The organism is Ilumatobacter sp. (assembly GCF_039969435.1).
Lineage (GTDB): Bacteria > Actinomycetota > Acidimicrobiia > Acidimicrobiales > Ilumatobacteraceae > Ilumatobacter_A.
Map to the genome: position 1 here is coordinate 253,556 of NZ_JBDVNU010000006.1, position 26,567 is coordinate 280,122.

Annotated in this window: 18 protein-coding genes; 9 read left to right on the forward strand and 9 right to left on the reverse strand. The window is 68.5% G+C overall.

Annotated features, from left to right (window positions below; genetic code table 11):
* Positions 1–181 precede the first annotated feature (181 nt).
* On the forward strand, positions 182–6,439 hold the full coding sequence (locus ABJK40_RS02055; protein WP_348482108.1) for an alpha-2-macroglobulin family protein: 6,258 nt from the start codon (positions 182–184) through the stop codon (positions 6,437–6,439).
* Positions 6,440–6,569: 130 nt separating this feature from the next.
* Here ABJK40_RS02055 and ABJK40_RS02060 read toward each other — a convergent pair whose 3' ends face one another.
* Complete coding sequence (locus ABJK40_RS02060) at positions 6,570–6,950, reverse strand: DUF3054 domain-containing protein (RefSeq protein ID WP_348482109.1); 381 nt, start codon at positions 6,948–6,950, stop codon at positions 6,570–6,572.
* A 12-nt stretch (positions 6,951–6,962) separates the two neighbouring features.
* Positions 6,963–7,517: a flavin reductase family protein gene (locus ABJK40_RS02065; protein WP_348482111.1), complete on the reverse strand. Its 555-nt coding sequence runs from the start codon at positions 7,515–7,517 to the stop codon at positions 6,963–6,965.
* A 26-nt stretch (positions 7,518–7,543) separates the two neighbouring features.
* On the opposite strand from ABJK40_RS02065, the gene ABJK40_RS02070 reads away from it, so the two are divergent.
* Entirely contained in the window at positions 7,544–8,092 is a 549-nt protein-coding gene (locus ABJK40_RS02070; RefSeq protein WP_348482113.1) for a 5-formyltetrahydrofolate cyclo-ligase, read from the forward strand.
* On the forward strand, positions 8,085–9,089 hold the full coding sequence (locus tag ABJK40_RS02075; protein ID WP_348482114.1) for a threonine dehydratase: 1,005 nt from the start codon (positions 8,085–8,087) through the stop codon (positions 9,087–9,089). The genes ABJK40_RS02070 and ABJK40_RS02075 overlap by 8 nt, the downstream gene beginning before the upstream one ends.
* Positions 9,090–9,228: 139 nt before the next feature.
* On the opposite strand, the gene ABJK40_RS02080 is transcribed toward ABJK40_RS02075, so the two are convergent.
* Positions 9,229–10,155, reverse strand: a complete 927-nt coding sequence (locus ABJK40_RS02080) for a LysR family transcriptional regulator (protein WP_348482116.1) — start codon at positions 10,153–10,155, stop codon at positions 9,229–9,231.
* 81 nt (positions 10,156–10,236) lie between these two features.
* Here ABJK40_RS02080 and ABJK40_RS02085 point away from each other — a divergent pair, with 81 nt between their 5' ends.
* Together ABJK40_RS02085 and ABJK40_RS02090 are read left to right on the forward strand one after the other, a co-directional pair.
* Positions 10,237–11,538 (forward strand): inositol-3-phosphate synthase, encoded by a 1,302-nt coding sequence (locus tag ABJK40_RS02085; protein WP_348482118.1) that lies wholly within the window; start codon positions 10,237–10,239, stop codon positions 11,536–11,538.
* Between the two features lie 87 nt (positions 11,539–11,625).
* A complete protein-coding gene (locus tag ABJK40_RS02090; protein ID WP_348482120.1) occupies positions 11,626–12,486 on the forward strand; it encodes a bifunctional 5,10-methylenetetrahydrofolate dehydrogenase/5,10-methenyltetrahydrofolate cyclohydrolase in 861 nt (286 codons plus the stop codon).
* Between the two features lie 30 nt (positions 12,487–12,516).
* Here ABJK40_RS02090 and ABJK40_RS02095 read toward each other — a convergent pair whose 3' ends face one another.
* Both ABJK40_RS02095 and hemE read right to left on the reverse strand, forming a co-directional pair.
* The gene (locus ABJK40_RS02095; RefSeq protein WP_348482122.1) at positions 12,517–13,920 is read right to left on the reverse strand and encodes a hypothetical protein; all 1,404 of its coding nucleotides are present in this window, start codon (positions 13,918–13,920) and stop codon (positions 12,517–12,519) included.
* A gap of 140 nt (positions 13,921–14,060) precedes the next feature.
* Positions 14,061–15,176: a uroporphyrinogen decarboxylase gene (gene hemE, locus ABJK40_RS02100; RefSeq protein ID WP_348482124.1), complete on the reverse strand. Its 1,116-nt coding sequence runs from the start codon at positions 15,174–15,176 to the stop codon at positions 14,061–14,063.
* Positions 15,177–15,414: 238 nt separating this feature from the next.
* Here hemE and ABJK40_RS02105 point away from each other — a divergent pair, with 238 nt between their 5' ends.
* Positions 15,415–17,586, forward strand: coding sequence for an ATP-binding domain-containing protein (locus tag ABJK40_RS02105; protein ID WP_348482126.1), 2,172 nt, complete (start codon positions 15,415–15,417; stop codon positions 17,584–17,586).
* Positions 17,587–17,668: 82 nt separating this feature from the next.
* Here ABJK40_RS02105 and ABJK40_RS02110 read toward each other — a convergent pair whose 3' ends face one another.
* Entirely contained in the window at positions 17,669–18,391 is a 723-nt protein-coding gene (locus tag ABJK40_RS02110; RefSeq protein ID WP_348482128.1) for a helix-turn-helix domain-containing protein, read from the reverse strand.
* Between the two features lie 194 nt (positions 18,392–18,585).
* On the opposite strand from ABJK40_RS02110, the gene ABJK40_RS02115 reads away from it, so the two are divergent.
* On the forward strand, positions 18,586–20,916 hold the full coding sequence (locus ABJK40_RS02115) for a molybdopterin cofactor-binding domain-containing protein (RefSeq protein WP_348482130.1): 2,331 nt from the start codon (positions 18,586–18,588) through the stop codon (positions 20,914–20,916).
* 4 nt (positions 20,917–20,920) lie between these two features.
* On the forward strand, positions 20,921–21,382 hold the full coding sequence (locus tag ABJK40_RS02120; RefSeq protein ID WP_348482131.1) for a (2Fe-2S)-binding protein: 462 nt from the start codon (positions 20,921–20,923) through the stop codon (positions 21,380–21,382).
* 78 nt (positions 21,383–21,460) lie between these two features.
* On the opposite strand, the gene ABJK40_RS02125 is transcribed toward ABJK40_RS02120, so the two are convergent.
* The 3 genes from ABJK40_RS02125 to ABJK40_RS02135 all read right to left on the reverse strand — a co-directional run bounded on the left by ABJK40_RS02125 (position 21,461) and on the right by ABJK40_RS02135 (position 24,534).
* Positions 21,461–21,982, reverse strand: coding sequence for a hypothetical protein (locus ABJK40_RS02125; RefSeq protein ID WP_348482133.1), 522 nt, complete (start codon positions 21,980–21,982; stop codon positions 21,461–21,463).
* A 37-nt stretch (positions 21,983–22,019) separates the two neighbouring features.
* Positions 22,020–22,679 carry a metal-dependent transcriptional regulator gene (locus ABJK40_RS02130; RefSeq protein ID WP_348482135.1) on the reverse strand — a complete coding sequence of 220 codons (660 nt, stop codon included), beginning with the start codon at positions 22,677–22,679 and terminating at the stop codon, positions 22,020–22,022.
* 70 nt (positions 22,680–22,749) lie between these two features.
* Positions 22,750–24,534: a DEAD/DEAH box helicase family protein gene (locus tag ABJK40_RS02135; protein ID WP_348482137.1), complete on the reverse strand. Its 1,785-nt coding sequence runs from the start codon at positions 24,532–24,534 to the stop codon at positions 22,750–22,752.
* 239 nt (positions 24,535–24,773) lie between these two features.
* Here ABJK40_RS02135 and ABJK40_RS02140 point away from each other — a divergent pair, with 239 nt between their 5' ends.
* A complete protein-coding gene (locus ABJK40_RS02140; RefSeq protein WP_348482139.1) occupies positions 24,774–26,438 on the forward strand; it encodes an ABC-F family ATP-binding cassette domain-containing protein in 1,665 nt (554 codons plus the stop codon).
* Positions 26,439–26,567: the final 129 nt, after the last annotated feature.

Genomic DNA, 26,567 nt, shown 5'->3' on the forward strand with positions numbered 1-26,567 from the left:
CCGACGGGTCCCGAGTGCTCGCCACCGGTGCCCGACACCACGGGGGAGACGCCCGCCGGGACCGGCGGTGCGGAGCTTCTCGGGATGTCGGGAACCGGAGGGCGGCGGCGGTCGTCCAAAGAGCCACGACGGCCGAGCGGCGCGTCGTAGGTTTGACTCGGACTCGAACGAAGGTGGCGCGATGAACACGAAGCGATGGACGGCACTCCTCGTTGCAGCGGCGATGGCCGCGGCAGGCTGCTCGGGCGACGACGACTCGTCGAACCCGACCACCACGGTCGAAGGTGCGCGCACCGACCCCGAGCCCGGAGGCGGCGTCACCACACCCGACGGCACCCGATCGCCCGGCGACGGCGCCGCGGGCGTCGTGCCCGCTGCGCTCGGCGTCCGGCTCAGCGAGGGGACGGCCGCTGCCGCCGTCGCTCCGTCGGTCGCCGTCGTGGACGGGACACCGTTGACGCCCGAGGAGGTCGCGGCGGTTCTCGACCGGTTGCCCGACTGGGACGTCCCGGATGACGACGCCACCGACTTCAACCGTCCGGTCGAGTCGTTGCAGCCGCCGACCGTCGGCGAGACCGTCGACGCACCGTTCCCGCCGGCGCCCGATGCGCCATCGGTGCCCGATGCGACACCCGACGGCCCGCTCGAAGTGCTGCGCATGCAGCCCGAGGGCAACGTCGACATCGCACCCTTCATCGCTCTGACGTTCGACCAGCCGATGGTGGAACTGGCAACCCTCGATCAACTCGACGATGCCGACGTTCCGGTCAGGATCGAACCCGACATCGCCGAGACCGCGGGCATCGACGGCCGCTGGCGTTGGATCGGTACCCGCACCCTCCGTTTCGAGGTCACACCCGAGCCGGGTGCCGACGACTCGACCCCCGCCGGGGGCTCGAACGATGCGCTCGACCGTCTCCCGGCGGCCACCGACTACACCGTCACCGTCCCGGCCGGGACCGAGTCGGTCAACGGTGCCACGCTCGCCGACGACGTCAGCTTCACCTTCTCGACGCCTGCAGCGTCCCCGCTCGCCGTGTTCGGCGTCAGCGAGTCGATGGGACTCGACCCGGTGTTCGTCGCACTGTTCGATCAGCGGGTGGACCCGGACGCCGTGCTGGACATCGTGCGTCTCGATGCCGGCGACGTCACGTCGGTCCGTCTCGCCACCGACGAGGAACTCGACGCCGACCCGTCGGCTCGATCCACGTTCGACGGAGCACTCCCCGGCCGTGCGGTCGCATTCGTCCCGACCGCCACGCTGGAACCCGACACCCGCGTCGTGGTCGAGGTCGGTCCGGGCATCCCGTCGCTCGAAGGCCCGGTCGTGGGCGACCAGAGCGCTCGCGAGTCGGGCCGCACCTACGCGCCGCTGGAGATCGACCGCTCGGACTGCTCCGATCCGTGCGCTCCGTTCTCCTCGTTCTCGATCGAGTTCAACAACCCCCTCGACGCGGACGCCTTCGACCCGGCATGGATCAGCGTCGAGCCGGCCGTGCCGGGCCTGCGGGTGGACAACTTCGGCAACTCGCTGCAGATCCGTGGCGCCACCGCCGGCAACACCACGTACACCGTCACGATCGCACCGGACGTCGTCGACGTGTACGGGCAGACCCTCGGCGAGGAGTGGAGCGACGAGTTCGACGTCGGCGACGCACGGCCGTTGTTCGTCGGGCCCGATCGCCAGTTCGTCACGACCGATCCGTTCGCCGAAGCGCCCGGGGTGTCGTTCACCACGGTGAACCACGATGCGCTCGCGGTCACCGCATGGCAGGTGACACCCGAGCAGTACGGCGAGTTCACGGCGTACCTCGACACGACCTTCTCCGACACGCGCCCCCGCGACCCCGACTGGCCCGTCGTGCTCGACACGCGGATCGAGGTGGATGCCGCCACCGATCAGCTCACCGAGACCGTCGTCGACCTGACCGCTGCGTTCGACGAATCGGGAGGCCCGATCGTCCTGCGCGTCGAACCCGACCCCGCGATCGATCCGCGTGACGACGAGTACTTCCAGAACCGCCCGTCGTACACCTGGGTGCAGGACACCGAGATCGGGATCGACGCGTTCGCCACCGACGACGAGGTCCTCGTGTGGGTCACCGACCTGCTCACCGGTGACCCGATCGAAGGAGCGGCGGTCACCGCACTCGGCACCGGGGAGTCGGTCACGACCGGCCCGGACGGCGTCACGAGGGTCAGCCTCGCCAACGGCGCCGTGAACGGCCTCACCGCAACGGCGGGCGACCGGACGGGCATGCTGCCGTCGCAGCGCTTCAACGGATGGGAGGGATTCGAGCCAGGGAGCCAGAATCGCTGGTACGTCATCGACGACCGCGGCATCTACCGACCCGGCGAGACCGTTCGGATCACCGGTCTCGTCCGCAACGTGACGGCCGACGATGCCCAGCTCGAACTGTTCGGGGGCGAGCGCTTCGTCCGCTACCAGGCGTTCGACCCGACCGGCAACGAGATCGCGACCGACTCGGTCCCCGTCAACTCGGTCGGCGGGTTCAACCTCTCGATCGAGGTCCCCGAGGCGTCGAACACCGGAGGTGGCTACGTCCAGCTCTACCTCGTGGACTCCGCCGAGCAGACCGACTCGAACATCTCCTGGTTCCAGGAGTTCCAGGTGCAGGACTTCCGCACCCCCGAGTTCGAGGTCGAGGCCCGCGCCGAGACCGAGGGGCCATACTACGTCGTCGAACCGGCCACGATCGCCGCCGACGCGAACTACTTCGCCGGCGGACCGCTCGGTGACTCCGAGGTGAACTGGTTCGTGTCCACCAGCGACACGACCTATTCGCCGCCGAACTGGCGCGACTTCTCCTTCGGGGTCGACACGCCGTGGTGGTTCGACAGCTTCGGCGAGTTTGGCGGCGGCTTCGGAGGCGACGTCGTCGAGGACGTCGGCGGGTTCCCCGGCGGCTTCCCCGGCGAGGACCTGCGGTTCCAGGAGTTCACGGGCCGCACCGATGCGTCGGGAACGCACCTGCTGCAACTCGACTTCGCCGACATCCCGGCATCCGCCGACCCCGACGCCGAGCCGATGCAGGTCGACCAACCCACGTCGGTGACCGCCGAGGCGACCGTGTTCGACGTGAACCGCCAGGCGATCTCCTCACGCACGAACCTGCTCGTCCACCCGTCGCGCTACTACGTCGGTGTCCGCAGCGATCGCGGCTTCGTCGAGCAGGGCCAGCCGATCGTGATCGACACCACCGTGGTCGACGTCGACGGCAGCCCCGTCGCCGGCCGCACCTTCGACGTCGTCGCAGGACGTGTCGACTACCGCTACGACGGCGACCAGTACGTGGAGGAACTCGTCGACGAGCAGACGTGCACCGTCACGTCGACCGACATCGTCACGAACGAGGAGATCGACGAGTCGATGCGTTGCGAGTTCACCACCGAGGTCGGTGGGCAGTACCGGATCACGGCGATCGTCACCGACGACGACGGCCGGTCGAACCGTGCCGAGTTCACCCAGTACGTCAGCGGCGGCACCGCACGCCCGACCCGCGATCTCACGCAGGGCGACGTGGTGATCGTGCCCGACGCAGAGTTCCACGCGCCCGGCGACACCGCCGAGCTGCTCGTGCAGGCACCGTTCGCCCCCGCCTCGGGTCTGCTCACCGTGACCCGTGCCGGTGTGGAGATCGTCCAGGCGTTCGATGCTCCCGACGGGAGCGCGGTGCTGACCGTGCCGATCGCCGAGGACGACATCCCGAACCTCGACGTCCGCGTCGACATGGTCGGAACGAGCGAACGTCTCGCCGACGACGGCACGCCGTTGCCCGACGCGCCCCCGCAGCCCGCATTCGCCGCCGGCCAGGTGCGCTTGCAGATCCCTCCGGTGTCACGCACTCTCGATGTCGTCGCCACCCCGGCGTCGACCGACCTGTTGCCAGGCGACTCGACCACCGTGGACGTCACCGTCGTCGACGCATCCGGCGATCCGGTACCGGACGCAGGAGTGGCGCTGATCGTCGTCGACGAGGCGGTCCTCTCGCTCACCGGCTACGAACTCGCCGACCCGCTCGAGTCCTTCTACTCCGATGTGTCCAGCACGCTCGACCCGCAACTGATCCGCGACTCGATCGTGCTCGCCAACCCCGACCTGTTCGGCGACGAGGTCAGCCCGGACGTTCCCACGACCGACGCGATGAGCGAAGGGGCAGTGGAAGATTCGGCCGACGCCGAGTCGGCGGGCGGTGAAGACACGGGAGCGGCAGAGGCACCGGCCGCCGCACCGGGCGACACGGAGCGAGCCCAGGGCGAGGCGCCGACGCCGATCGACGTGCGTGCCGACTTCGACGCGCTCGCCGTGTTCGCCCCCGACGAGACCACCGACGCCAACGGTTCCGTCACCGTCGCCGTCGACCTGCCCGACAACCTCACCCGCTACCGGGTGATGGCCGTCGGCGTGTCCGGTGCCGACCGGTTCGGCTCGGGCGAGTCGACCATCACCGCCCGACTCCCGGTGTCGGTCCGTCCGTCGGCGCCTCGGTTCCTGAACTTCGGCGACCGCTTCGAACTACCCGTCGTCGTGCAGAACCAGACCGACGCTGCCGTCGAGGTCGACGTCGCGATCGAGGTGTCGAACCTGTCGCTCGCCGACGGCTCCGCCGGCTCGGCCGGGCAGCGGGTGACCGTTCCGGCCAACGACCGTGTCGAGGTGCGCTTCCCGGCGTCGGCGGCCGAGGTGGGCACCGCTCGCTTCCGTGTGGCGACGGTGAGCGGCGAGTTCACCGACGCCGCCACGATCGATCTTCCGGTCTACACGCCCGCCACCGCCGAGGCGTTCGCCACCTACGGCGTGCTCGACGGTGACGACCCGATCGCCCAACCGCTGCTCGCTCCGACGAACGTGTTCCCGCAGTTCGGCGGCCTGGAGGTGTCGACGTCGTCGACGGCGCTGCAGGCACTCACCGACTCGGTGCTCTACCTCTACGACTACCGCTACGAATCGTCCGACGGCCTCGCCTCGCGGATCCTGGCCGTGGCGGCGCTGCGCGACGTACTCGACGCATTCGACGCCGACGGCCTGCCGGCCCCCGCAGAGCTCGATGCCGCCGTCACTCGCGACATCGAACGACTCCAGGCGCTGCAGAACGACGACGGTGGGTTCCCGTACTGGCAGCGCGGCCGAGAGTCCGTCCCGTGGGTGTCGGTGTACGCGACGCACGCACTCGTCCTCGCCCAGCAGAACGGGTACGCGGTCGACCAGTTCACCCTCGACGTGGCGCTCGACCACCTCCGCAGCATCGAGGACTTCATCCCGCCCGAGTACTCGCAGGAGACGAAGGATGCGATCAGCGCGTACGCCCTCTATGCCCGGGGCATCGCCGGCGATGCCGACCCGGTGAAGGGGCTCGACCTGTACCGACGCGGTTCCGACGACACCCTGCAACTCGACTCGATCGCACAGTTGTGGACGGTCATCGACGACGCGGATGCACGCGCCGAGATCCTGAGCCTGATCGAGAACTCCGCCGTCGAGACCGCCGGTGCGGCCACGTTCGCGACCTCGTACGGCGAGGACGCCTACGTGATCGCCCACTCCGATCGCCGGACCGACGGCATCGTCCTCGACGCACTCGTGCGGGAGGCGCCCGACAGCGACGTGACCCCCAAGGTCGTCACGGGACTGATCGGTAACCAGACCCGGGGCCGCTGGAACAACGCCTACGAGAACTCCTTCATCCTGCTGGCGATGAACGAGTACTTCGACACGTTCGAATCGGTCGACCCCGACTTCGTCGCCCGCGCCTGGCTCGGCGACACCTACGCCGTCGAGTCCGAGTTCCGGGGACGCTCGACGGACACGAACCTCACCACCGTGCCGACGTCGGAACTGATCGAGAGCGGTGACGTCGACCTCGTCCTCGACAAGGACGGAGCCGGACGCCTGTACTACCGACTCGCCCTGCGGTACGCCCCCGACGACCTCGACCTGGACCCGCGCGACGAGGGGTTCGTGGTGGAACGCAGCTACGAAGCGGTCGACGACCCCGCCGACGTGACCCGTCGCGAGGACGGCACGTGGGAGATCGCGGCGGGAGCGACGGTCCGGGTGCGACTCACGATGGTCGCCGACGCCCGCCGCACGCACGTCGCGCTGATCGATCCTCTCCCCGCCGGGCTCGAAGCGGTCAACCCTGCTCTCGCCACGTCACTCACCGTTCCGGCCGACGATGCCAGCGTGACCTACGACGGGTCGTGGTGGTGGCAGTGGTACGAGTACCAGAACCTCCGGGACGATCGGGCCGAGGCCTTCACGAGCTACCTGCCCGGTGGCACGTACGAGTACACCTACGTCGCTCGTGCCACCACCCCCGGCGAGTTCGTCGTGCCCCCGACCCGCGCCGAGGAGATCTACGCCTCCGAGGTGTTCGGTCGCAGCAGCAGCGACAAGGTCGTCGTCGTCGACGGGTGACCTCCGGGCCGATCCGTCAGACGAACGCCGTCATCCAAACGGTGTCAGACACCGAATGCCGCCATCCACATGGTGTCGGACACCGGATGGATGGGTCGTGGTCGCCCCGGCGTGGGGCCGGTCCCACACGTCAGACGACGTGGCGCTTGGCGACGACGGCGAGGCGGGCGGCGCGCCAGCCGACGAGGGTGACGCCGAGGAACACCGTGGCGACGATCACGAACGACAGTGCGGTGCCGTCCCCGACGAGTCTGCGCCCGATCATGCCGACGGCCACGGTGACCGGCCAGATGATCAGGCCCCTGCGGATCGGCATCGGATCGTCCCAGGCCTTCGTCACGAGCCACCCGATGACGAGGCCGACGAGGAACGGCGCCGCAGTCGACAGCAGCCCGATCACGCCGGGATCCTCGTCGTGGTTGTTGCGCCCGATGGCGACGAAAGCCGTGACGATGCCGGCGTCGACGGCGGCGGCGATCGGGGTTCGTTCGTTGATCGACGATCGACTCATGTCGACATCGAATCAGCCTTCGGCTGCGAAACCGCCCAGCGTGCCCTTGAAGAACAGCAGCGGCACGGGTGGCGTCCCGTCGTGGTCGGCGTCGGCATCGAGCGCGCCGACGCGCCCGAGCACGAAGTGGTGGTCGCCCATGTCGTACACGTGCTCGACCGAACAGTCGATCCACGCGACGGCACGATCGAGGATCGGTGAACCAGAAGGCGCTGCGTGCCACCCGACGCCGTCGAAGCGCGTCGCGTCGGTGTCCGACTTCGCGAACTTCCAGCAGAGATCGCTCTGCTGATCGCTGAGCACGTTGACGCAGAAGCTGCCCGACGGCGCCATCTCCTCCCACGTGGTGGATCCGATCTGCGGGAGGAAGCCGACCATCGGCGGGTCGAGCGACACCGACGTGAACGAACCGATCGTGAAGCCGTGCGGAACACCGTCGGCGTTCATGCCCGACACGATGGTGACCCCGGTCGGGAAGTGACCCAGCACGGTGCGGAAGTGCCCGGGATCGAAGCTCACATCGCCTGTGCCGCCGTTCGTGGATGGTTCGTTCGTCTGATCGCTCATCGCCTCGAACTGTACGCTGCCGATCCATGCCAGACCAGAACGAGGCGAGTGCGTCGTCGATCGTCGAGGCGAAACGCGATCTGCGTCGCCGCATGCGCGCGCTGCGACGAGGCCTCGCAGACCGACCCGAGCGATCGCAGCGGATCATCGAACGGTTGGTCTCACTCCACGCCGTCGTCGACGCCCGACGGCTGCTCGCCTACGCATCGGTCGTGGGCGAGGTCGAGACCGACGCGCTGTTCTCGTGGTGCGCCGATCGAGGCATCGAGACCGCGGTGCCCGAGGACGACGTCGAGGCGTCGTGGCCGGACGTGATCATCGTTCCCGGGACGGCGTTCACCGCCGACGGAGACCGGGTCGGCCAGGGCGGCGGGTGGTACGACCGGTTCCTCCCGGCGCGTCGCGACGATGCCGTCGTGATCGGGGTGGCGTTCGCCGCCCAGATCGTCGAGAGCATCCCGACCGAGGATCACGACGTTCGCCTCGACCTGGTCGTCACCGAGGACGCAGTTCACGGGTCGACGACCCGATCGCACGCCCACGCCCCCAGCGAGCACCCCGGCGACCATGTCTGAGACCGCCCCGCCGCTTCCCCCGGCCCTGACACTCACTCGCGCCGACCTCGCCGAGGCGGTACGCATCGTGCGGCCGCACGTTCCTCCGACACCCCAGTTCGAGTGGCCGATGTTGACGGCCCACGCCGGTACGAGAGTCACTGTCAAGCACGAGAACCACACGCCCGTCGGCGCATTCAAGGTTCGTGGTGGCCTGGTCTACCTCGATCGCCTGGTGCGACAGCGACCGCACGTGTCCGGGGTGGTCAGCGCGACGCGTGGCAACCACGGCCAGAGCCTGGCGTTCGCCGGTCGGATCCACGACCGCAGCGTGACGATCTTCGTGCCCCACGGCAACAGCGTCGAGAAGAACGCAGCGATGCGGGCACTCGGCGCGACCGTCATCGAACACGGCGACGACTTCGAGGAGGCCCGTCAGGCCTCGGTCGCCCACGCCGACGACCACGGCCTGGAGGCGGTCCCACCCTTCCACCGTGACCTGGTGCTCGGTGTCGCGACGTACGCACTCGAACTCTTCGAGGCGGCGGAACCGATCGACACGGTCTACGTGCCGGTCGGGATGGGCTCGGGCGTGAACGCGATCATCGCGGTACGCGACCTGCTCGGACTCGACACCCGGGTGGTCGGCGTGGTGTCCGATCGTGCTCCCGCCACGAAGCTCACGTTCGGGTCCGGCAGGCTCACGACCACACCGACCGCAGCGACGTTCGTCGACGGGGTGGCGACGCGCTCGCCCGACCCACAGTCCATGGCGGGCGTCATCGGCGGTGCAGCCCGGGTGATCTCGGTGTCGGACGACGCCGTCGCCGAGGCGATGCGCATCATCTTCCGGACCACACACAACGTCGCCGAATCGGCCGGCGCGATCGCGCTCGCCGGACTCCTGTCGGAGTCGCCCGCGCAGCGCGGCGCCCACAGTGCGTTCGTCCTCTGCGGCGGCAACGTGGACACCGACCAGTTCGCCACGGTGCTCGCCGGTCGTACGCCGACGGTCTGACAGCGACGGAACGACCGAGTGGGTGCGTCGACGGACCGCGCGGCCGCGTGTTGCTCGCTCCGGCCTGATCCGATCGGACGTTGGCGGCGCCGTACGGTCGGAGTCGATCGAGGCCGAGCCCCGGGAGTCGCAGCGTCGTTCAGGCCGGCTGAGGTCGTCGACGCAACCGGGCGGCGAGATCGTCGGCGGCGGGGTCGTGGACCGACCGTGACCGCCGAGCGAGCACCAACTTGCGCTCGAGCAGTCGGTCGCCCACCACCAGGTCGGCCTGCGCCGTCTCGCCCTGGGTGCGCGGCAGGACCGTCCACCCCAGGCCGAGTTGCACCATCTCGCGGAGCACGTCGGGCTGGTGCGACTCGGCGGCGATGTCCACCCTGGCTCCCACTTCGACGAGCCTCTGCTCGACGGCACGGCGGGTGTGGGAGTCCGACGGGAACAGCACCCACGGTCCCCAGGTCGACGGGTGGCCGATGACCGTGGTCGGCGGGGCGTAGACCACGAGCGTCTCGCTCAGCAGTGCCACGGTGTCGATGCCGGGAAGTGGCTCGGGCGGCTCGACGCACACGGCGAGGTCCAGGCCTCCGCGCGCCACGTCGTCGAGCAGCGCACGTGACGGAGCGACCGAGAGCAACAGGTCGACGTCTCCGCGCTCGGAGCGGAACGACCGCAGCACGTCGGGGAAGTGGACCACGGCGGCCACGTCGACCATGCCGAGGCGCACGCTGCCGCTCGTGCCGTCGCGCAGTCGGGTCGACCACCGGGTCAGGTCGGTCGTGAGGGTGACGACCTGACGGGCGTGGTCGAGGACGGGTCGGGCGGTCGCGCGCAGGACGCGACGACGGCCCACGTTCTCGAACAGGTCGACGCCGATTCGTCGCTCCAGTTCGGCCAAGCCCTGCGACAGTGCCGACGGGCTCACTCCGACCCGCTCCGCTGCGACCGCCCACGTCGGTGCGTCGTCGATGGCCACGAGGTACTCGAGTTGACGCATCGTGATGTCGGGGAGCAGCGGACGGTCGACCGAGGAGCCCCGATGGTTCGAGCGGTCGGATCGGGTGGTCGACACCCCGCCAGGGTACCCGTGCGGCAATGTGAAGTCATGCTTCACCAGATGGACAAATCATGAACGGATGCTTAGCTTGACTCGATGACAGCTCGACAGATCGCCCCCGCCACCGGCAAGCTCGGTGTGCTCACCCCCGGGATGGGCGCCGTGGCCTCCACCTTCATCGCCGGGGTCATCGCGGCTCGCAACGGCACGCACGCCCCGATCGGGTCGGTGAGCCAGATGGCCCACATCCGTCTCGGCACCAAGGAGGAGGACCGCAACCCCCTCATCCGTGAATTCGTGCCCCTCGCCAGCCTCGACGACATCGTCTTCGGTGGGTGGGATCCGATCTCGCCCAACGCGATGGAAGCGGCCACGACCGCAGGCGTTCTGCAGGGCAAGGACCTCGATGCGGTCTCCAAGGAGATGGAAGGCATCGTGCCGATGGAGGCCGTGTTCGACCAGCGATGGGTGAGCCGCCTCGACGGTGTTCGCGTGAAGGACATCTCGAACAAGTGGGAACAGGCAGAGGCACTCATCGCGGACATGGCGCGCTTCAAGGAGGAGAACGGCTGCGACCGCATGGTGATCGTCTGGTGCGGTTCGACCGAGGCCTACCAGGAGCCGTCCGACGTCCACGCCACGGTCGAGGCGTTCGAGCAGGGACTGCGGGACAACGACGAGAACATCTCACCGTCGCAGATCTACTGCTACGCCGCGCTGCAGAGCGACGTTCCGTACGCCAACGGCGCACCGAACCTCACCACCGACCTCGACTGCATGATCGAGTTGTCGAAGCGCAACGGCGTTCCGATCGCCGGCAAGGACTTCAAGACGGGCCAGACCCTCATGAAGACGATGCTGGCCCCGGGCTTCAAGGCCCGCATGCTCGGCATGCGCGGCTGGTACTCCACCAACATCCTCGGCAACCGCGACGGTGAGGTGCTCGACGACCCGGAGAACTTCAAGACCAAGGAGATGTCCAAGCTCGGCGTGCTCGGCGGCATCCTGCAGCCCGAGGTGTACCCCGACCTGTACGGCAACATCGACCACGTCGTGCGCATCAACTACTACCCGCCGCGTGGTGACAACAAGGAGGGCTGGGACGCGATCGACATCTTCGGTTGGCTCGGCTACGAGATGCAGATCAAGGTCGACTTCCTCTGCCGCGACTCGATCCTCGCCGCCCCGATCGTGCTCGACCTGGCGCTGTTCATGGACCTCGCACACCGCGCCGGTGAGAGCGGCGTGCAGGAATGGCTGAGCTTCTACCTGAAGGCCCCTCAGGCCGCCGGTGACAGCCCTGCCGAGCAGGACCTGTTCATCCAGCAGACCAAGCTCAAGAACACCCTGCGCGAGTGGATGGGTGAGCAGGCGGTCACCCATTCCGAAGCGGGCTGACGTCCGAACCCGGTGCGTGGCGAGTCGCCGCGGCGGGGTGGGCCGCTCATCGCGTCGGGGATCCTGAGTGGCAGTAGCGTCGCCGCGATGGCAGCGATCGTGATGGACGGAAATGCCCTGCGCGACGAGATCGTCGCGGGGTTGGCCGAACGGATCGCCGCAGCGGGCTCGCCGGAGATCTGCCTGGCCACGGTGCTCGTCGGCGACGACGGGCCGTCGCAGCGCTATGTGAACTCGAAGCACAAGAAGGCCGCCGAGGCCGGCATGGTGTCGCGACACCACGGCCTCGGGGCCGACGCCACCCAGGCCGAGGTGGAAGCGATCGTGAGGGAACTGGCGGCCGACCCCTCGGTGCACGGGATCCTCGTCCAGTTGCCGTTGCCCGACGGCCTCGACCCCGAACCGGTGCTCGACCTCGTGCCGGCCGAGAAGGACGTCGACGGGCTCACCGAACGGTCGATGGGGCGACTCGTGCGGAACCGGCCGGGCCTGGTCGGTTGCACCCCGCTCGGCGTGATGCGGTTGCTCGAGAAGTACGACGTGCCCACGTCGGGCAAGCGAGCGGTCGTGATCGGTCGCTCCACGCTGGTGGGACTCCCGCTCTCTCTGCTGCTCAACCGCAAGGGCGCCGACGCCACCGTCACGATGGCGCACTCGCGCACCGTCGACCTGGCTGCGGTCGTCTCCGAAGCCGACATCGTCATCGGTGCCGCCGGCCAGGCCCGCATGATCACCGCCGACATGGTCAAGCCCGGCGCCGCCGTCATCGACGTCGGCGTCTCACGCACCGAGGCGGGCATCGTCGGCGACGTCGACACCGAAGCCGTGGCCGAGGTCGCCGGCTGGATCACCCCGATGCCGGGCGGAACCGGGCCGATGACCATCGCCTGTCTGCTCGAGAACACGCTCACCGCTGCGACGCTGCAGGGAGCATTCCCGGGTCACTGACCGATCACCGTGCATGCGGCGGTCGCACACTCACGAGGCGCAGAACTTCGCGAACCCCTGCACGTAGCGTGGCGTGGCGCCGTCGAAGCTGCCGCGGTTGAAGTCCCCGCCCGTCCAGAGGCATCCCGTCGAGTCGGCGAACAACTCCCAGCTGCCCTCGCCGTTCCGGCTGCCGATCTGTGGATTCCAGGCGAGGTGTTCGGGAACCGCGGAGTTGAACGCCTCCATCCAGACGATGGGTTTGCTGCTGGTCGCTCCGTCGAGCCCGGGCCAGCGACGGGCGTCCTGATACAGCCGCGTCGCGCCGCTGGCATGGCTCCCGGAGTACACGACGCCGTTCAGGATCGCGAGCGCCTGGCCGTCGCCGAACGGGTCGCTGATCCACGACCGGATGAGAGCGTGATCGCTCCGCCGGTACACCTGGCGGCTGTGTTCCGAACCGGCCTGCCAGACCTGACCGTCGAGAACGAGGACGGCCTGCTGGTAGTTCCTGGTGATCTCGTCGCTCGTTCGAACGGGGGGTCGGAGTCCGGCGACGCGCGACCCGTCCGACGCGTTCAGGATGCCGATGCCGATCGACTCGGCCCCGTTCACGAACAAGAAGTTGCCTGCGACGTAGACGCGTCCGAGGGCGGCATCGATGTCGAACACGATCCCGCCGAAGTCAGGCACGAACGACGGATCGACGCGGCCGGTGTCGAGGCGCACCCGGGCGGCCTGGATCACCTGCGTGGTCCTGTTGTCCGAGCCGGTGATGCGGGTGAAGTTGCCGCCGATGTAGACGTAGCCGTCCTCGATGTCGAGCGCACGGGCGATCGGCCAGCGCGGGGCGCCGGTCAGGCCGAGCGAGACGCGCCAGGTCGGGTCGAGGGCCCCGCTCGCCGCATCCAACATGGCGACCCCGGTCGTGTTCGGGCGGCCGTTCACGCTGGAGAACTGGCCGGCGACGATGAGTCGGCCGTCGCCCGTCGCCTTCAGGTCCCACACGTTCCCGTCGATCTGCGGGCGGAACGAATCGATCCACGCGCCGGTGGATCGGTCGAAGGCGGCGAGGAACCGTTGGCCGATGCGCTGACCCGTTGCCGCGATCTCGACCTGGGTGAACTTGCCTCCGACGTAGATCGTGTCGCCGACCTCCGCGATCGCTGCCACGGAGATGTCGGTCTGGGGAAACGTGTCGTTCACCTTGTTGATCCCGACGACGCCGGCCTGCAGCACTTCGGTTCGCGGTGACACGAGACGGGGGGCCGACACCCGCTCGGCGGGCCGGAGTCCGGCGACCGGCGCTGCGTCGGAGACCGTCGCCGGAGAGGTGTCGGCACCGGCGGTCTGCATCGACGCACTGGAGACCGTGACACCGGCCACCGCCAGGGCGGCGACGAGGAGGCCGTGTCGCAGCGTGCGGCGGCGTCGTCCTGTCCACGCAGTCTTCACGATGGATTCGGCATTCGCGGGCCTCGGTCAGGGGTTCGGGCGCTCGGTGCGCCACATCTCATGATGTCAGACGTCTCGGCCGAACACGCGCCGGATCGACGTCCGACCCGAGACGAACCGTACGGCGCAACCGAATCGTGTCAGACGCCATCCGGTCGACCGACGGTGTCCGACACCGACTCGTTCGGGAGGGAGGTGGCGGTGTGGACGCGGTCGACGACCGCCTGGAGGACGTCGGGATCGCTGTGTTGGTGGACGCCGTGACCGAGGTTGAAGACGTGACCAGCATGCTGCGAGCCGTCAGCGCGCCGATTCGACTCCAGGACCTGCTCGGTGCCGGCCAGAGCGGCGTCGGTGCCGGCGAGCACGAGCGATGGGTCGAGGTTGCCCTGCACGACGAGGTCGTCGCCGAGGCGTGCGCGCGCGTCGCTGATCGGAGTGCGCCAGTCGAGACCGAGGACGCGCGGACCGACCGTGGGCATCGCTCCGTACATGGCCGGGAGCAGATGGTCGCACCCGATCCCGAAGTGGATGCACGGAGCCTCCGGGTGACGAACCCGGAGTTCGGCGAACACGCGGGTCGAGTGGGGGAGCACGAACTTGCGGTAGTCGGTGAGGCTGAGCGATCCGGCCCACGAGTCGAAGAGCTGGAAGGCGCCGGCACCGGCGGTCAACTGGGCGTCGATGAAGGTGACCGCCGACGTGGCCAGGCGGTCCATCACCTGGTGGAACAGCGCCGGCTCGGTGTACATCATCGCCTTCGTGTACCGGTAGTCCTTCGACGGTCGGCCTTCGATGAGGTAGCTGCCGACGGTGAACGGCGCACCGGCGAACGCGAGGAGCGGCACCGATGCGGGGAGTTCCTCGACGAGCAGCTTCACGGTCTCGACCACGTAGGACACGTCGTCCACCTCGAGCGGCCGGAGTCGTTCGAGGTCGGCCACGGACCGAAGCGGCTGCTCGGCCACCGGGCCGGTGCCCGGGGCGACGTCGATGCCGAACCCGACCGCATGGGGCGGAACGACGATGTCGCTGTAGAGCACGGCGGCGTCCACGCCGTATCGGCGCACGGGCTGCATCGTGATCTCGGCGGCCGTCTCGGGCTGCTTGATCGCATGCAGGATCGATCCCTCGCCGCGCACACCCTTGTACTCGGGCAGCGAGCGACCGGCCTGGCGCATGAACCACACCGGCGTGTGCGCAGGAGTGCGTCCGTTCGCGGCATCGAGGAACGGGACGGAAACAGGGTCGGTCATCGTGCACGGACGCTATCGCCACGCCACCGACGGGTCCCCTGGCGACCTCCCACACCCGGTCGGTGAGTCTGCGTCGGTCCGGGCCCGACGCAGACTCACCGGTGGGGGTGTGGGGATCTGGAGCGGTGAGTTTGGGTCGGGGTGGGTGCGATGGAGGCTCACCGGTGGGGGTGTGGGGGTGTGACCGACGTTGGACGAGACGGGGAGGCTCGGGGATAGCATTTCTCCGCCCCGATTTATGACGCAACAGCATCCCGAACTCGCCGAAGAGCAGTCCTACATCGACCACGCGTACGAGTGTCTGGACGCCAGCAAGGCGGCCGCGCTCCGCATCCGGAACATGACCGAGGCCGACCAGGGCGGCACGTTCCAGGCCAGGTACGAGCGCAACACGTTCGACGCCGCCATCGTGAAGCGGCTCGAGGAACTCGATCTCGGTGATGCAGCCCTGGTGTTCGGACGGATCGACCGGGTGGCCGAGTCCCCCGATCAGTTCGAGCCGTTCCACATCGGGCGTCTCGCCATCGCCGACGAGGACCGCGAGCCGGTGGTGGTCGACTGGCGCGCCCCGGTTGCCGAGCCGTTCTACCGGGCCACCGGTCGCGAGCCGATGGGCATCGCGCGTCGTCGGCACTTCGTGATCGAAGGTCGCAGCCTGCTCGGGATCGAGGACGAACTGTTCGGCGACGGTCACCTCGGACTCGGCGACGACGCCGGATTGAGTTCCGGCGCCAGCCTGCGCAGCGAGGGTGACGGGGCGGTCGTCGCCGCCGACTCCGGACTGCGCGGCTACTCGACGCTGCTCGCCTCGATCGAGCGCGGCCGCACGGGCACGCTCGGCGACATCGTGGCCACCATCCAGGGCGAGCAGGACGAGATCATCCGCTCTCCGCAGCAGGGTGTGCTGGTGGTGCAGGGCGGGCCAGGCACGGGCAAGACCGTCGTCGCACTCCACCGGGCCGCGTACCTCCTCTACACCCACCGGTTCCCGCTCGAGGACCAGGGCGTCCTCGTGATCGGTCCGAACCGCGTGTTCCTGCGCTACATCGAACGTGTCCTCCCGTCGCTCGGTGAGGCCGGCGTGGACCAGGTGGTGCTCGCCGACCTCGTGCGCGGCGTGAGCTTCCTGCGCCCCGGCGACGACGGTGACGATTCGCACGCCGCAGCTCGTCTGAAGGGTGAGGAGCGGATGTCGGAGATGATCGACAACGCTGTCGCCGACCGGGAACGCCCGTTGCGCGAGGACGTCGTGTTGCCGTTCGGTGCGGGCTACGTGCGCCTGCTCGTCCAGGACTCCGCGCGCATCGTCAAGACGGCGAAGCGGCGTTTCCAGCGTCACAACGCAGGGCGCCGTTACGTGGAGAACGAGGTGTGGGGGGTGCTCGCCGCGAGCCAGCGCGACCCCGAGGTCGGGCCACGCCAGATCAGGGAGGCGTTCCGCCACACCGACGAGGGTCGTGCGATCCTCGACGCGATGTGGCCGGTGCTCACGCCCGCGCAGCTCCTGCACGATCTGTTCGGTTCGAAGGCGCTGCTCAAGCTCGCCGCGCGTGACGTGATGGGCGAGTCCGACGCACTCACACTGTTCCGGCCGCGATCGGAGTCGGTCGACGATGTCCGCTGGACGATGTCGGACGTGGCACTTCTCGACGACGCCTTCGACGTGCTCGGCCCGAAGCCCGGCAGGGACGGCAAGTTCGACGATGCCGACGAGATCCGCACGTTCGGTCACATCGTGATCGACGAGGTGCAGGACCTCACACCGATGCAGTTGAAGATGGCCGCCCGCCGCTCGCTGAACGGATCGATGACGATCGTCGGCGACATCGCCCAGGCGACCGGGCCGCTCGCCCCCGACTCGTGGGACGACGTGTTGGTGCACCTGCCGGATCGCCGGGCGCCGCGGGTCATCGGCCTGTCGGTCGGCTACCGCATCCCGGGCCAGATCATGGAACTCGCGAACAAGGTCGCAGCGGTCGCCACGCCGGGGCTGCGTGCTCCGGAGTCGGTGCGTGTCGGTGAGGCTGGCCCGTCGATCGTGCGCGCCGGATCGCTCGACGAACTTCCCGCCGAGGTCGCGCGTCAGGTGGCCACGATGCAGGAGCAGTTGGGTGGTGCGTCGCTCGGTGTCGTGGCACCCGACTCGATGCTGCCCGATCTGTCCGAGGCCCTGACGGCCGCAGGGATCACCCACGGCTCTGCCACCCGCACCGGCCTCGACTCCGGTGTGACCCTCGTGCCGGTGAGTGTGGTGAAGGGTCTGGAGCTCGACGGTGTGATCGTCGTGGAGCCGAGCCGGATCGTGAGCGACATCGAACACGGGATGCGTGCGCTCTACGTCGCTCTCACCCGTTCGACGCAACGTCTCGCGGTCGTCCACGCCGACGAACTCCCCGAACCCATGAGGTGACGACGTCCGAGCTGAGCCGTCGGGAAGACGGCTCGATCTCGACCACGACGTGACGTGACGGGACGAGACGTGGCGGTGGGTCTCAGGTCGGATCGAAGATGGAGTTGAGTCGCTTCACGACGTCGGGTGGAACATTGCCCTCGGCATTCATCACGATCACGGTCGGGTTGGAGACCGCATCCGATCGAGGGTTCACCAGCGGGTCGAACGCCTGGCGGAGCATGCTCAGGCCGATCGTGGTGGTCTCCATCGCGTCGGCGTGACCGGCCGACGCCGACCACGTGCGTTGTGCGCGATTGACGACCGTGACGACGGCGGCCGCGATCATGTCGCTCAGCGCGTTCACGTCGGCGACGTCGATGCCCGTCTCGCGGAGTCGTCGGCGCAGGAACCGAGCGAGCACCCCGGTGTACTGGAGCCCGTAGGCCTGTTCGCGCAGACGCAGTTCGAGCGTGTCCTTCAGCAGGCGGTGTCGGGTGAGGAAGAAGTCGGCGGGGTCGACGAACGACGGGATCGTGGCCTTGGCCGACCCGATCACGACATCGAGCGGTGAGGTGTCGGGCGAAGCAGCGAGCAGGTACTCGTCGAGCCGCATGATCCGCTCGGGATGATCCGCGAAGATGACGTCGGCTTTCGTGGGGAAGTGTCGAAAGAGCGTGCGGCGGGACACTCCACCGGCTTCGGCGATCTCGTCGACCGTGGTGTCGGCGAAACCTTGACGATCGAACAGGTTCAGTGCCGCGGCAGCGAGGTCGTCGCGGACGCGTTCCCTGTTCGCTGCACGCTTCCCCGTCGTCCTGCTCATTCGATTCACAGCGTAGTTCGTTGGCATGTCGTGCCACTTGGACCGCCATAGTCGACACTGGATGTCACCTTTTTCTTGACAAGGGGCATCCGATGCCATAATTTGCGTGACAAGCGACACCCCGCACGACAGACGTCATGCGACCGCAACACGAACGCCGCTGGTTTCGACCGACCGAAGCACCATCGAGAGGAATGACCATGACGACCCGCTCGCCAGAGTCACACGCTGAAACCGAGGACATCGGCGATGACCTGCCGTCACCGACCGGGGTCCTCGCCACGCCGGTGGAGCGCCGATCGCTCATCGGGTACGCCATCAAGGGATCCGCGCTGGCCGTTGCGCTGACGGTCGGAGTCGACAGGGTCACGGGTGATGACGATGCCGAGGCCCTCGACCTGCTCCCACCGATCCCGGAGTTGGCCGACGCACTCGACCTCACCGACCTGCTGCTGTTGTCGGGCGATCCGTTCTACTACGACTACCTGATCCGCATCGAGGCCGACAATCGGGTCCGATTCGAACTCCCACGGATGGAGGTCGGACAGGGGATCATCACCGCTGCGGTGATGATCGTGGCCGAGGAGCTCGACGTCGCCGTCGACATGATCGATCCGTCGCTCTCGCCGGCCGAGATCCGCCGGTTGACCGGCCAGATCACCGGCGGCTCCCACTCGATCTCGTCGCTGTGGGATCCGCTCCGCAAGGTCACCGCCGCACTGCGCCAGATGATCGTGCTCGCGGCGGCGCAGCAGTTGGGTGTTCCGGCCGGACAGATCACCACCCAGGACGGGTTCGCCTCGGCTCCCGACGGCCGATCGATCCGCTACGCCGACCTCTCGAACGGTGTCGAAGGACGCAACGACCTCGCTCGCCTGGCGGTTCCGAAGGATCCGTCCGACTACCGCGTCGTCGGGCAGCCGACGGCACGACTCGATGCACGCGACATCGTCACCGGCAAGGTCCAGTACGCCATGGATCTCGACGTCGTGCCCGACGCGATGCCCACCGTGGTCGCTCGCCCACCGACCCTCGGCGGCACCGTCGCCTCGTACGACGATGCGGTCGCCCGATCGCTTCCCGGCGTGATCGACGTCGTCGAGGTCCCGATCGACGTCGAAGGGGCATCGTCGGGCGTCGCCGTGATCGCCCGTTCGTTCGGCGAGGCCTTCCGCGGACGCGACGCCCTGGAGATCGTCTGGAACGGCGGGACCGCCGACGACCTCTCCGACGACGACATCATCGACGATCTGCGTCGGATCAACCTTCCGACTCTGCCGTCGATCCCGTTGCTCACGAAGAAGATCAGCGGCGAGTTCATCTTCCCGTACATGGCTCACGCGCCGATGGAGACCATGACCGCGATCGCCGACGTCTCGGACGGTCGGGCACGGGTCTGGACGGGCGTGAAGACGCCCGTTGCGGCGCAGGCCAAGATCGCTCGCGACCTCGGGATCCTGCCGACGAGCGTCGAGGTGAACGTGGTCAAGACGGGCGGCTCGTTCGGCCGTCGCCTGTTCTTCGACGCCGCGGTCGAAGCGGCCCGGATCTCGAGCATCGCCGGCCGCCCGATCAAGTTGATGTTCACCCGCCAGGAGGACATGAAGTTCGGTCGGGCCCGTCCACTCAGCATCCACAACGTGCAGGCCACCTACCGGACACGCAGCCTGTTGGGTGGCAAGGGCAAGGTGTTCACCTTCGATCACCGTGCGGCCACGCCGGAGCTCGATCTGCGCCACGGGTTCGGCGAGGGCATCACCGCCCTCGGTGGCGAACTGGTGCCGTTCGGGTTCAGCCAGACGATCTGGCACTCGACCCAACTCGTTCAGTACGACTTCGGCCTCACGACGCTGCTGTTGAACGAGAAGAAGTTCCCGGTCGCCACTTCGTCGTGGCGTGGCATCTACTCCGGCACGGCGGTGGTCGCCAACGAGGTGATCGTCGACGAACTCGCCCGAGCGATGGGCGAGGACGAGTACGACTTCCGCATGCGAACCCTGGACGACGAGCGCACCAAGGCGGTGTTGGCCAAGGTGGCCGAACTCGGTGACTGGGGTCGCTCGATGCCGGCGGGGAGTGCGCAGGGCTTCGGCGTCCACAACGAGTACAAGTCGCGAGCGGCGGTGCTCTGTGAGTTGCAGACCTCGCCCGATCCCGACGTCGACGCCAGGGTCACCAAGCTCGTCGTGGCGCTCGACGTCAGCCGCGTGGTCAATCCGACCGGACTCGAGGCCCAGGTGATCGGTGCGGCGACGGATGCGATCTCCTCGATCCTCCGTACGGGACTCCATCTCGACAACGGTGCGATCCGCGAGAGCAGCTTCGGCGACTTCGAGATCGCCCAGATGAAGCACACCCCGCCCGAGATCGTCGTGCACTTCATGCCCGCCAACGGCGACCGCCCCGGCGGCGCCGGCGAACTCGCACTCCCGGCGGCGGCGGCAGCGATCGCCAACGCCTTTGCCCGTGCGACGGGGATCAAGCCCCGCCGCTTCCCACTCCGCGACTTCCACCAGGAGGGCTGAACCGATGCCTGAGATCACCTTCAACGTCAACGACACCCCCGTCACGATCGACGCCGAGAACGACGATGCGTTGCTCTACCTGCTCCGCGACCGTCTCGGGGTCCGCGGTCCGAAGTACGGCTGCGGTGTGGGCGTGTGCGGTGCGTGCACCAGCTTCCAAGGCGGTGAACTCGTCCGCCCGTGCATCGTCCCCATGGGTGATGCTGCCGGTGCGAACATCACCACCATCGAGGGACTCGCGGTCGAAGACGTGCTCCATCCGGTGCAGCAGGCGTGGATCGACGAGGACGTCGCGCAGTGCGGCTTCTGTCAGGCGGGGCAGATCATGACCGCGGTCAAGCTGCTCGAGCGGATCCCGAACCCGACCGACCAGGACATCGACGACGCGATGAGCGAGAACTACTGCAGGTGCGGGACGTACCACCGCATCCGCAAGGCGATCAAGCGAGCCGCTGCCGCCCTCTGAACGCACGTCTCCGTCTGGCGGGGTGAACCCGCATCGGACGGACCCCGGCGGGTGGTGGCCGTGCGGGCCGCCGGTCGGTCAGCCGTCGCCGGTGTAGGCGTCGATCAGGTCGGTGAGCAGACCGAACGCCTTGTCGGCGTCGGCCGGGCGGTTGGCGTCGACGGCGGTGCGCGCCATGTCGACCGTTGCCTGGATGCTGTTCACCAGTTCGGGGTTCGATTCGGCCACCTCGTCCTCGATGGCCGCCCAGTTCGCCTCGATGCGGGCGATCGTGGCGTCCTCGTCGCCGTCGTCACCGATCTCGGCGCTGAGTCGGCTCATGTCGATGCCGATCTCGGGGAGCAGGTCGGCCGGCGAACCGACGATCGCGAGCGTGGTGGTGGGGGCGTCGGGGTCGACGATCTCGCCCTCCTCGAGCGGACTGGTGTCGTCCTCGGCGATCTGGCGGCCCTCACCACCCGTGAGCTCGGCTTCGGTGAGGGAGTCGGCTGGATCGCTCGTGTCGTCGAGGTTGGTCGTCGCGCAACCGATCAGCATCGAGGATGCGAGCAGAGCGCAGGACGCGAACGTGACTCGACGCGATGGTCGGTGCGTGGTCATCGGTGACAGTCTGCCAACGTCGTGCGCGACGGCGTCGTCATGCCGTGACGAGGATGCGCTCACTTGCGAACGAGCCGACGCCGACATGACGTCCGTCGATCTCGATCGTGAGCGTGCCGTCGGGCGACGACGCCGTGACGGTGCCGGTGTTGCCGGGCTGGATCGCCGATTCCTCGAGGAACTCGAGGAGACCGGGCTCGAACTCGAGTTCCTCCGTGATCCGACGCACCGTGAAACCGGCGCCCACCTGGATCGTGGAGAGCGGCTCGGAGTCGGGTGCCACGTAGCCCGAACCGGGGATCGGGTTGCCGTGCGGACACGTGGTGGGGTCGCCGAGCAGGTTCATCATCGCCTTCTCGACCGAGTCGCTGATGACGTGTTCCCACTTGCCGGCTTCGTGGTGCGCTTCGGCCCAGGAGAGCTTGAGGACGTCGGTGAGGAAGACCTCGGCGAGACGGTGCTTGCGGACCACCGACTCACCCAGCGTGCGCCCGGACTCGGTGAGCTTGATGCCGCCCTCGGACGTGATCAGCCCTTCGGCTTCGAGGCGCTTCATCATCTCGCTGACCGCCGGTCGACTGACCTGCAGTCGCTCGGCGATACGAGCCTGGATGACCTCGAGGTCGTCCTCTCGAAGCTCGAAGATGCACTCGCAGTACTCCTCGAATGCGGGGTGGTGCTCTCCGGCAGCGGGCATCTCGACATCCTACAGAGGTCGCCGGAGTGCCTGCCGCGCCCAGCGCGATGGCCGGACCGGCTCGGATCGGCTAGCGCAACAGTTTGCGGAGCCAACTCTCGCTGTAGCGGAGCCGCCGAGCGAGTTGCTCGTTGGTGGCGCTCGCGACGCTGCGCACCCCGGCGATGCTGTTCATCTCGGCCTGTACCTTCGCGTGACCCCACCCGGTGACGTCGACCAACCGTTTGGCGACGTGCGCGTTGCGGTTGCGCAGGTCGTCCTTCAGTTCGGCGACGCTGAGCGACCCGGCAGGCGCGAGGCCCGCTGCGGTCGGGATCTCGGGCAGGTCGAGCAACAGCGACGGATCGCTCGCGAAGAACGGGGTGGGCGGGTCGGGCTCGTCGTCGAACGCCGGTGGGCCGCCCACGTCGTAGGTCGGCTCGTAGTAGGTGGTGGCGGACGTGTCGCTGCCGTCGCCGGCGATCACCGCACCGTCGGCCCCGACCGTGTGGATGGAGATGTCGGTCGCATCGGCTCGGAGCACGGCGAACTCCGAGAACAGCGCCAGTTGTTCGGCGTCGTCGGACACCTTCTGGTCGTCGAGGCCACCGTCCGCCTGGAAGTCGTCGTCCTCCGTGGCGGTGCCCGGCGGGCGCAGGATGTGGCGACGCGCCTCGGCGATCGCGAAGGCATGAGCACGCAGGCGTGGGTCGTCGGGGATGTAGACGTACGCCTTCTGGTTCGATCGTCCGGCCTGCCACCGGACGAAACGGCCGATCGCCTGGCGGAAGAACAGCTCGGTCGAGGTGGTGGTGGAGAACACGCCCACGCGCAGTCGGGGGATGTCGACGCCTTCGGACACCATCCGCACCGACACCATCCACGGTCGGTCGTTCTCGGAGAACTCGGCGATCTTCCTCGAGGCGCCCGGGTCGTCGCTGACCACGATGTCGACGGGTACCTGGAACCGGTCGCGCAGCAGGCGGGCGATCCCCTGGGCATGTTCCTGGTCGATCGCGATGACGAGGCCGCCGGCGTCGGCCTGACCACCCTCCGCCACCGGCGACGACCGGATCATGCGGAGTTGGTCGACCGCTTTGGCGAGCACCGACGGCATCCATTCGCCCTCCAGGCTCAGCGCCGTTCGCAGCCGCATCGAGCTCTGGTCCCGGGTCAGTTCGTCCTGGAACGACGCCGACAGCGTGTCGCCCGCGGCGGTGGTCCACTCCATCTCCCCGTCGACGCGCGGGAAGTAGACGGGGCGCACCACGCCGCCGTCGCGCAGTGCGTCGGCGTAGCCGTAGGTGTAGTCGGCGTGTGCGAGTTCGCCTTCGCCGGTGGCGTCGTAGCGCACGAACGGGATCGGTGCCGCGTCACTGCGGAAGGGCGTGCCCGACAGCGACAGGCGACGGTGTGCGAGGGCGAATGCCTTGCGGATCCCGTCGCCCCACGCCTTCTCGTGGCCGGCGTGGTGCACTTCGTCGAGGATCACGAAGCCCTCCGCCGACAGCCCGGCGAGCTTCGTGGCGGCGGCACCGGTGGCGACCTGCTGGTAGGTGGTGACGAGGCCGTGCACGTCACGCGCGAGTCCGTCGCCGGGTGACCAGTGCGGGTCGAGTTGCAGTCCGAGTCGATGCGCCGCCAGAGACCACTGGGTCTTGAGGTGGCTGGTCGGTGCGACCACGATCAGCGGCCGGTTCTCCTCGGCGAGCGTCGCTCGCGCACAGGTGAGGGCGAAGGTGGTCTTGCCGGCCCCCGGCGTGGCGACGGTGAGGAAGTCGGGGGCGATCTCGCCGGTGACGGGGTGCGGTCGTCCACCGTCCATGAACAGGGCGAATGCGTCGCGCTGCCACGGGCGGAGGTTGATCGTCGACACGTGAGAGGGGGTGGTGGAGGCTGTGGTGTGGAGGGAACTCGTGGCTCGACCGAATCCGGCCGAGCGAGAAGGGAACGTCGAGACTACTGTCGTCACCCATGAAGCACCTGTGAGGCACACGTGACGTCCACCAACCTCTGTTGATCGCTCCCGGACGGATCAACAGAGGTTGCCGCCAGATCAGGCACCGAGCAGCAGCCTGCTGCGTGCCGCCGCACCGCTGAACACAGGAGACCCGAATGCCCGCTTCTCTCATCGCCCGCGACCTCACGGTCACACGCGGCGCATTCGACGTGCTCGCCCACGTCGAACTCACGCTCTCGCCCGGCCATCGCGTCGGGGTCATCGGTCCGAACGGGATCGGGAAGTCGACGCTGCTGCAGGCGCTCGGTGGCCGGTTGACGGACACGACCACCTCGGTCGGGGGGTCGGTCACCCGGGTGCCCGCCTCGGCGACCGTCGGGTACCTCCCCCAGGAGGCCGATCGGCGCGCCGACGAGACCGTCGACGCATTCCTCGCTCGCCGCACCGGTGTCGACCGAGCGCAGTCGGCGCTCGACGCCGCCACCACGGCGATGGCGGAGGGCCGGCCCGGCAGCGACGACCAGTACAGCGACGCCCTCGAGGCGTGGCTGTCGCTCGGCGCCGCAGACTTCGACGCTCGCGCAGGCCAGGTGTTCGCCGACCTCTCGTTGACCGAACGCGTGCGATCGCAGCCGACCGCGACGCTGTCGGGTGGGGAGGCGGCGCGAGTGTCGCTCGCCTCCCTGCTGCTCTCGCGCTTCGACGTCGTGCTGCTCGACGAACCCACCAACGACCTCGACCTCGACGGGCTCGATCGGCTCGAGCGGTGGGTCGTCGGGCTGGATGCTCCGGTCGCTCTGGTCAGTCACGACCGTTCGTTCCTCGAACGCACCGTCACCGACGTGATCGAGATCGACCATCACTCGCATCGGGTGTCGTGGTTCGCCGGGGGCTGGAACGCCTTTCTCGACGAGCGCGCCCTGGCGAAGCTGCACGCGCAACAGCGCTACGACGAGTACGACACCAAGCACCAGGCGCTCGTCGATCGCGGGCAGCGTGAACGGGAGTGGGCGAGCCAGGGCGCAGCCCGTGTGCGCAAGTCGGACGAAGCCGACAAGCACATTCGAAACTTCAAGATGAACCAGACCGAACAGCTCGCAGGCAGAGCGGCGCGAACCGACCGGGCGCTGGAGCGGCTCGACGTGGTCGACGAGCCGCGCACGGCGTGGGAGCTGCGGTACTCGATTCCGACCGCGGGCCGCAGTGGCGACATCGTGGCCACGGCGAACGGTGCCGTCGTCGAGCGCGGCGACTTCCGTCTCGGGCCGGTGGATCTCGACGTCGCACACGGGGATCGGATCGCGATCGTCGGGCCGAACGGCTCGGGGAAGTCGACCTTGCTCGACCTGCTCCTGGGACGTCGGGCGCCGACGTCGGGTCGGGCGGGTCTCGGCTCGTCGGTCGTGATCGGTGAGATCGAGCAGGCTCGCGACGGGCTGATCGGCGACGACGGGTTGATCGCCGCATTCTGCGCGATCACCGGCATGGACACGGCGACGGCTCGGACTCTGCTCGCCAAGTTCCGCCTCGGCCCCGACCAACTGGATCGGCCCGGTCGCACGTTGTCGCCGGGGGAGCGGACACGAGCGGCGATGGCGGTCCTGATGGCGAACGGTGCCAACCTCCTCGTCCTCGACGAACCGACCAACCACCTCGACCTCGATGCGATCGAACAGTTGGAGCACGCCATCGCGGCCTTCGACGGAACCATCCTGCTCGTCACCCACGACCGCACCCTGCTTCGGGCGACCGAGTTCACCCGCGTGATCGCGGTGGACGCTGGTGTGGTGACGGAACGGGACCCACAGTCGATCAGCTGAACACGTGGATGACGACGCCGTCGCCGCTGTCGGCCCGCCCGGTCAGGCGCCCAACGAAGTCACACCGAGTGAAGTACGGCCGCTCGCAGCATTCGTTCGGTTCGCAACGGGTCGACGATCCGCTCAAGA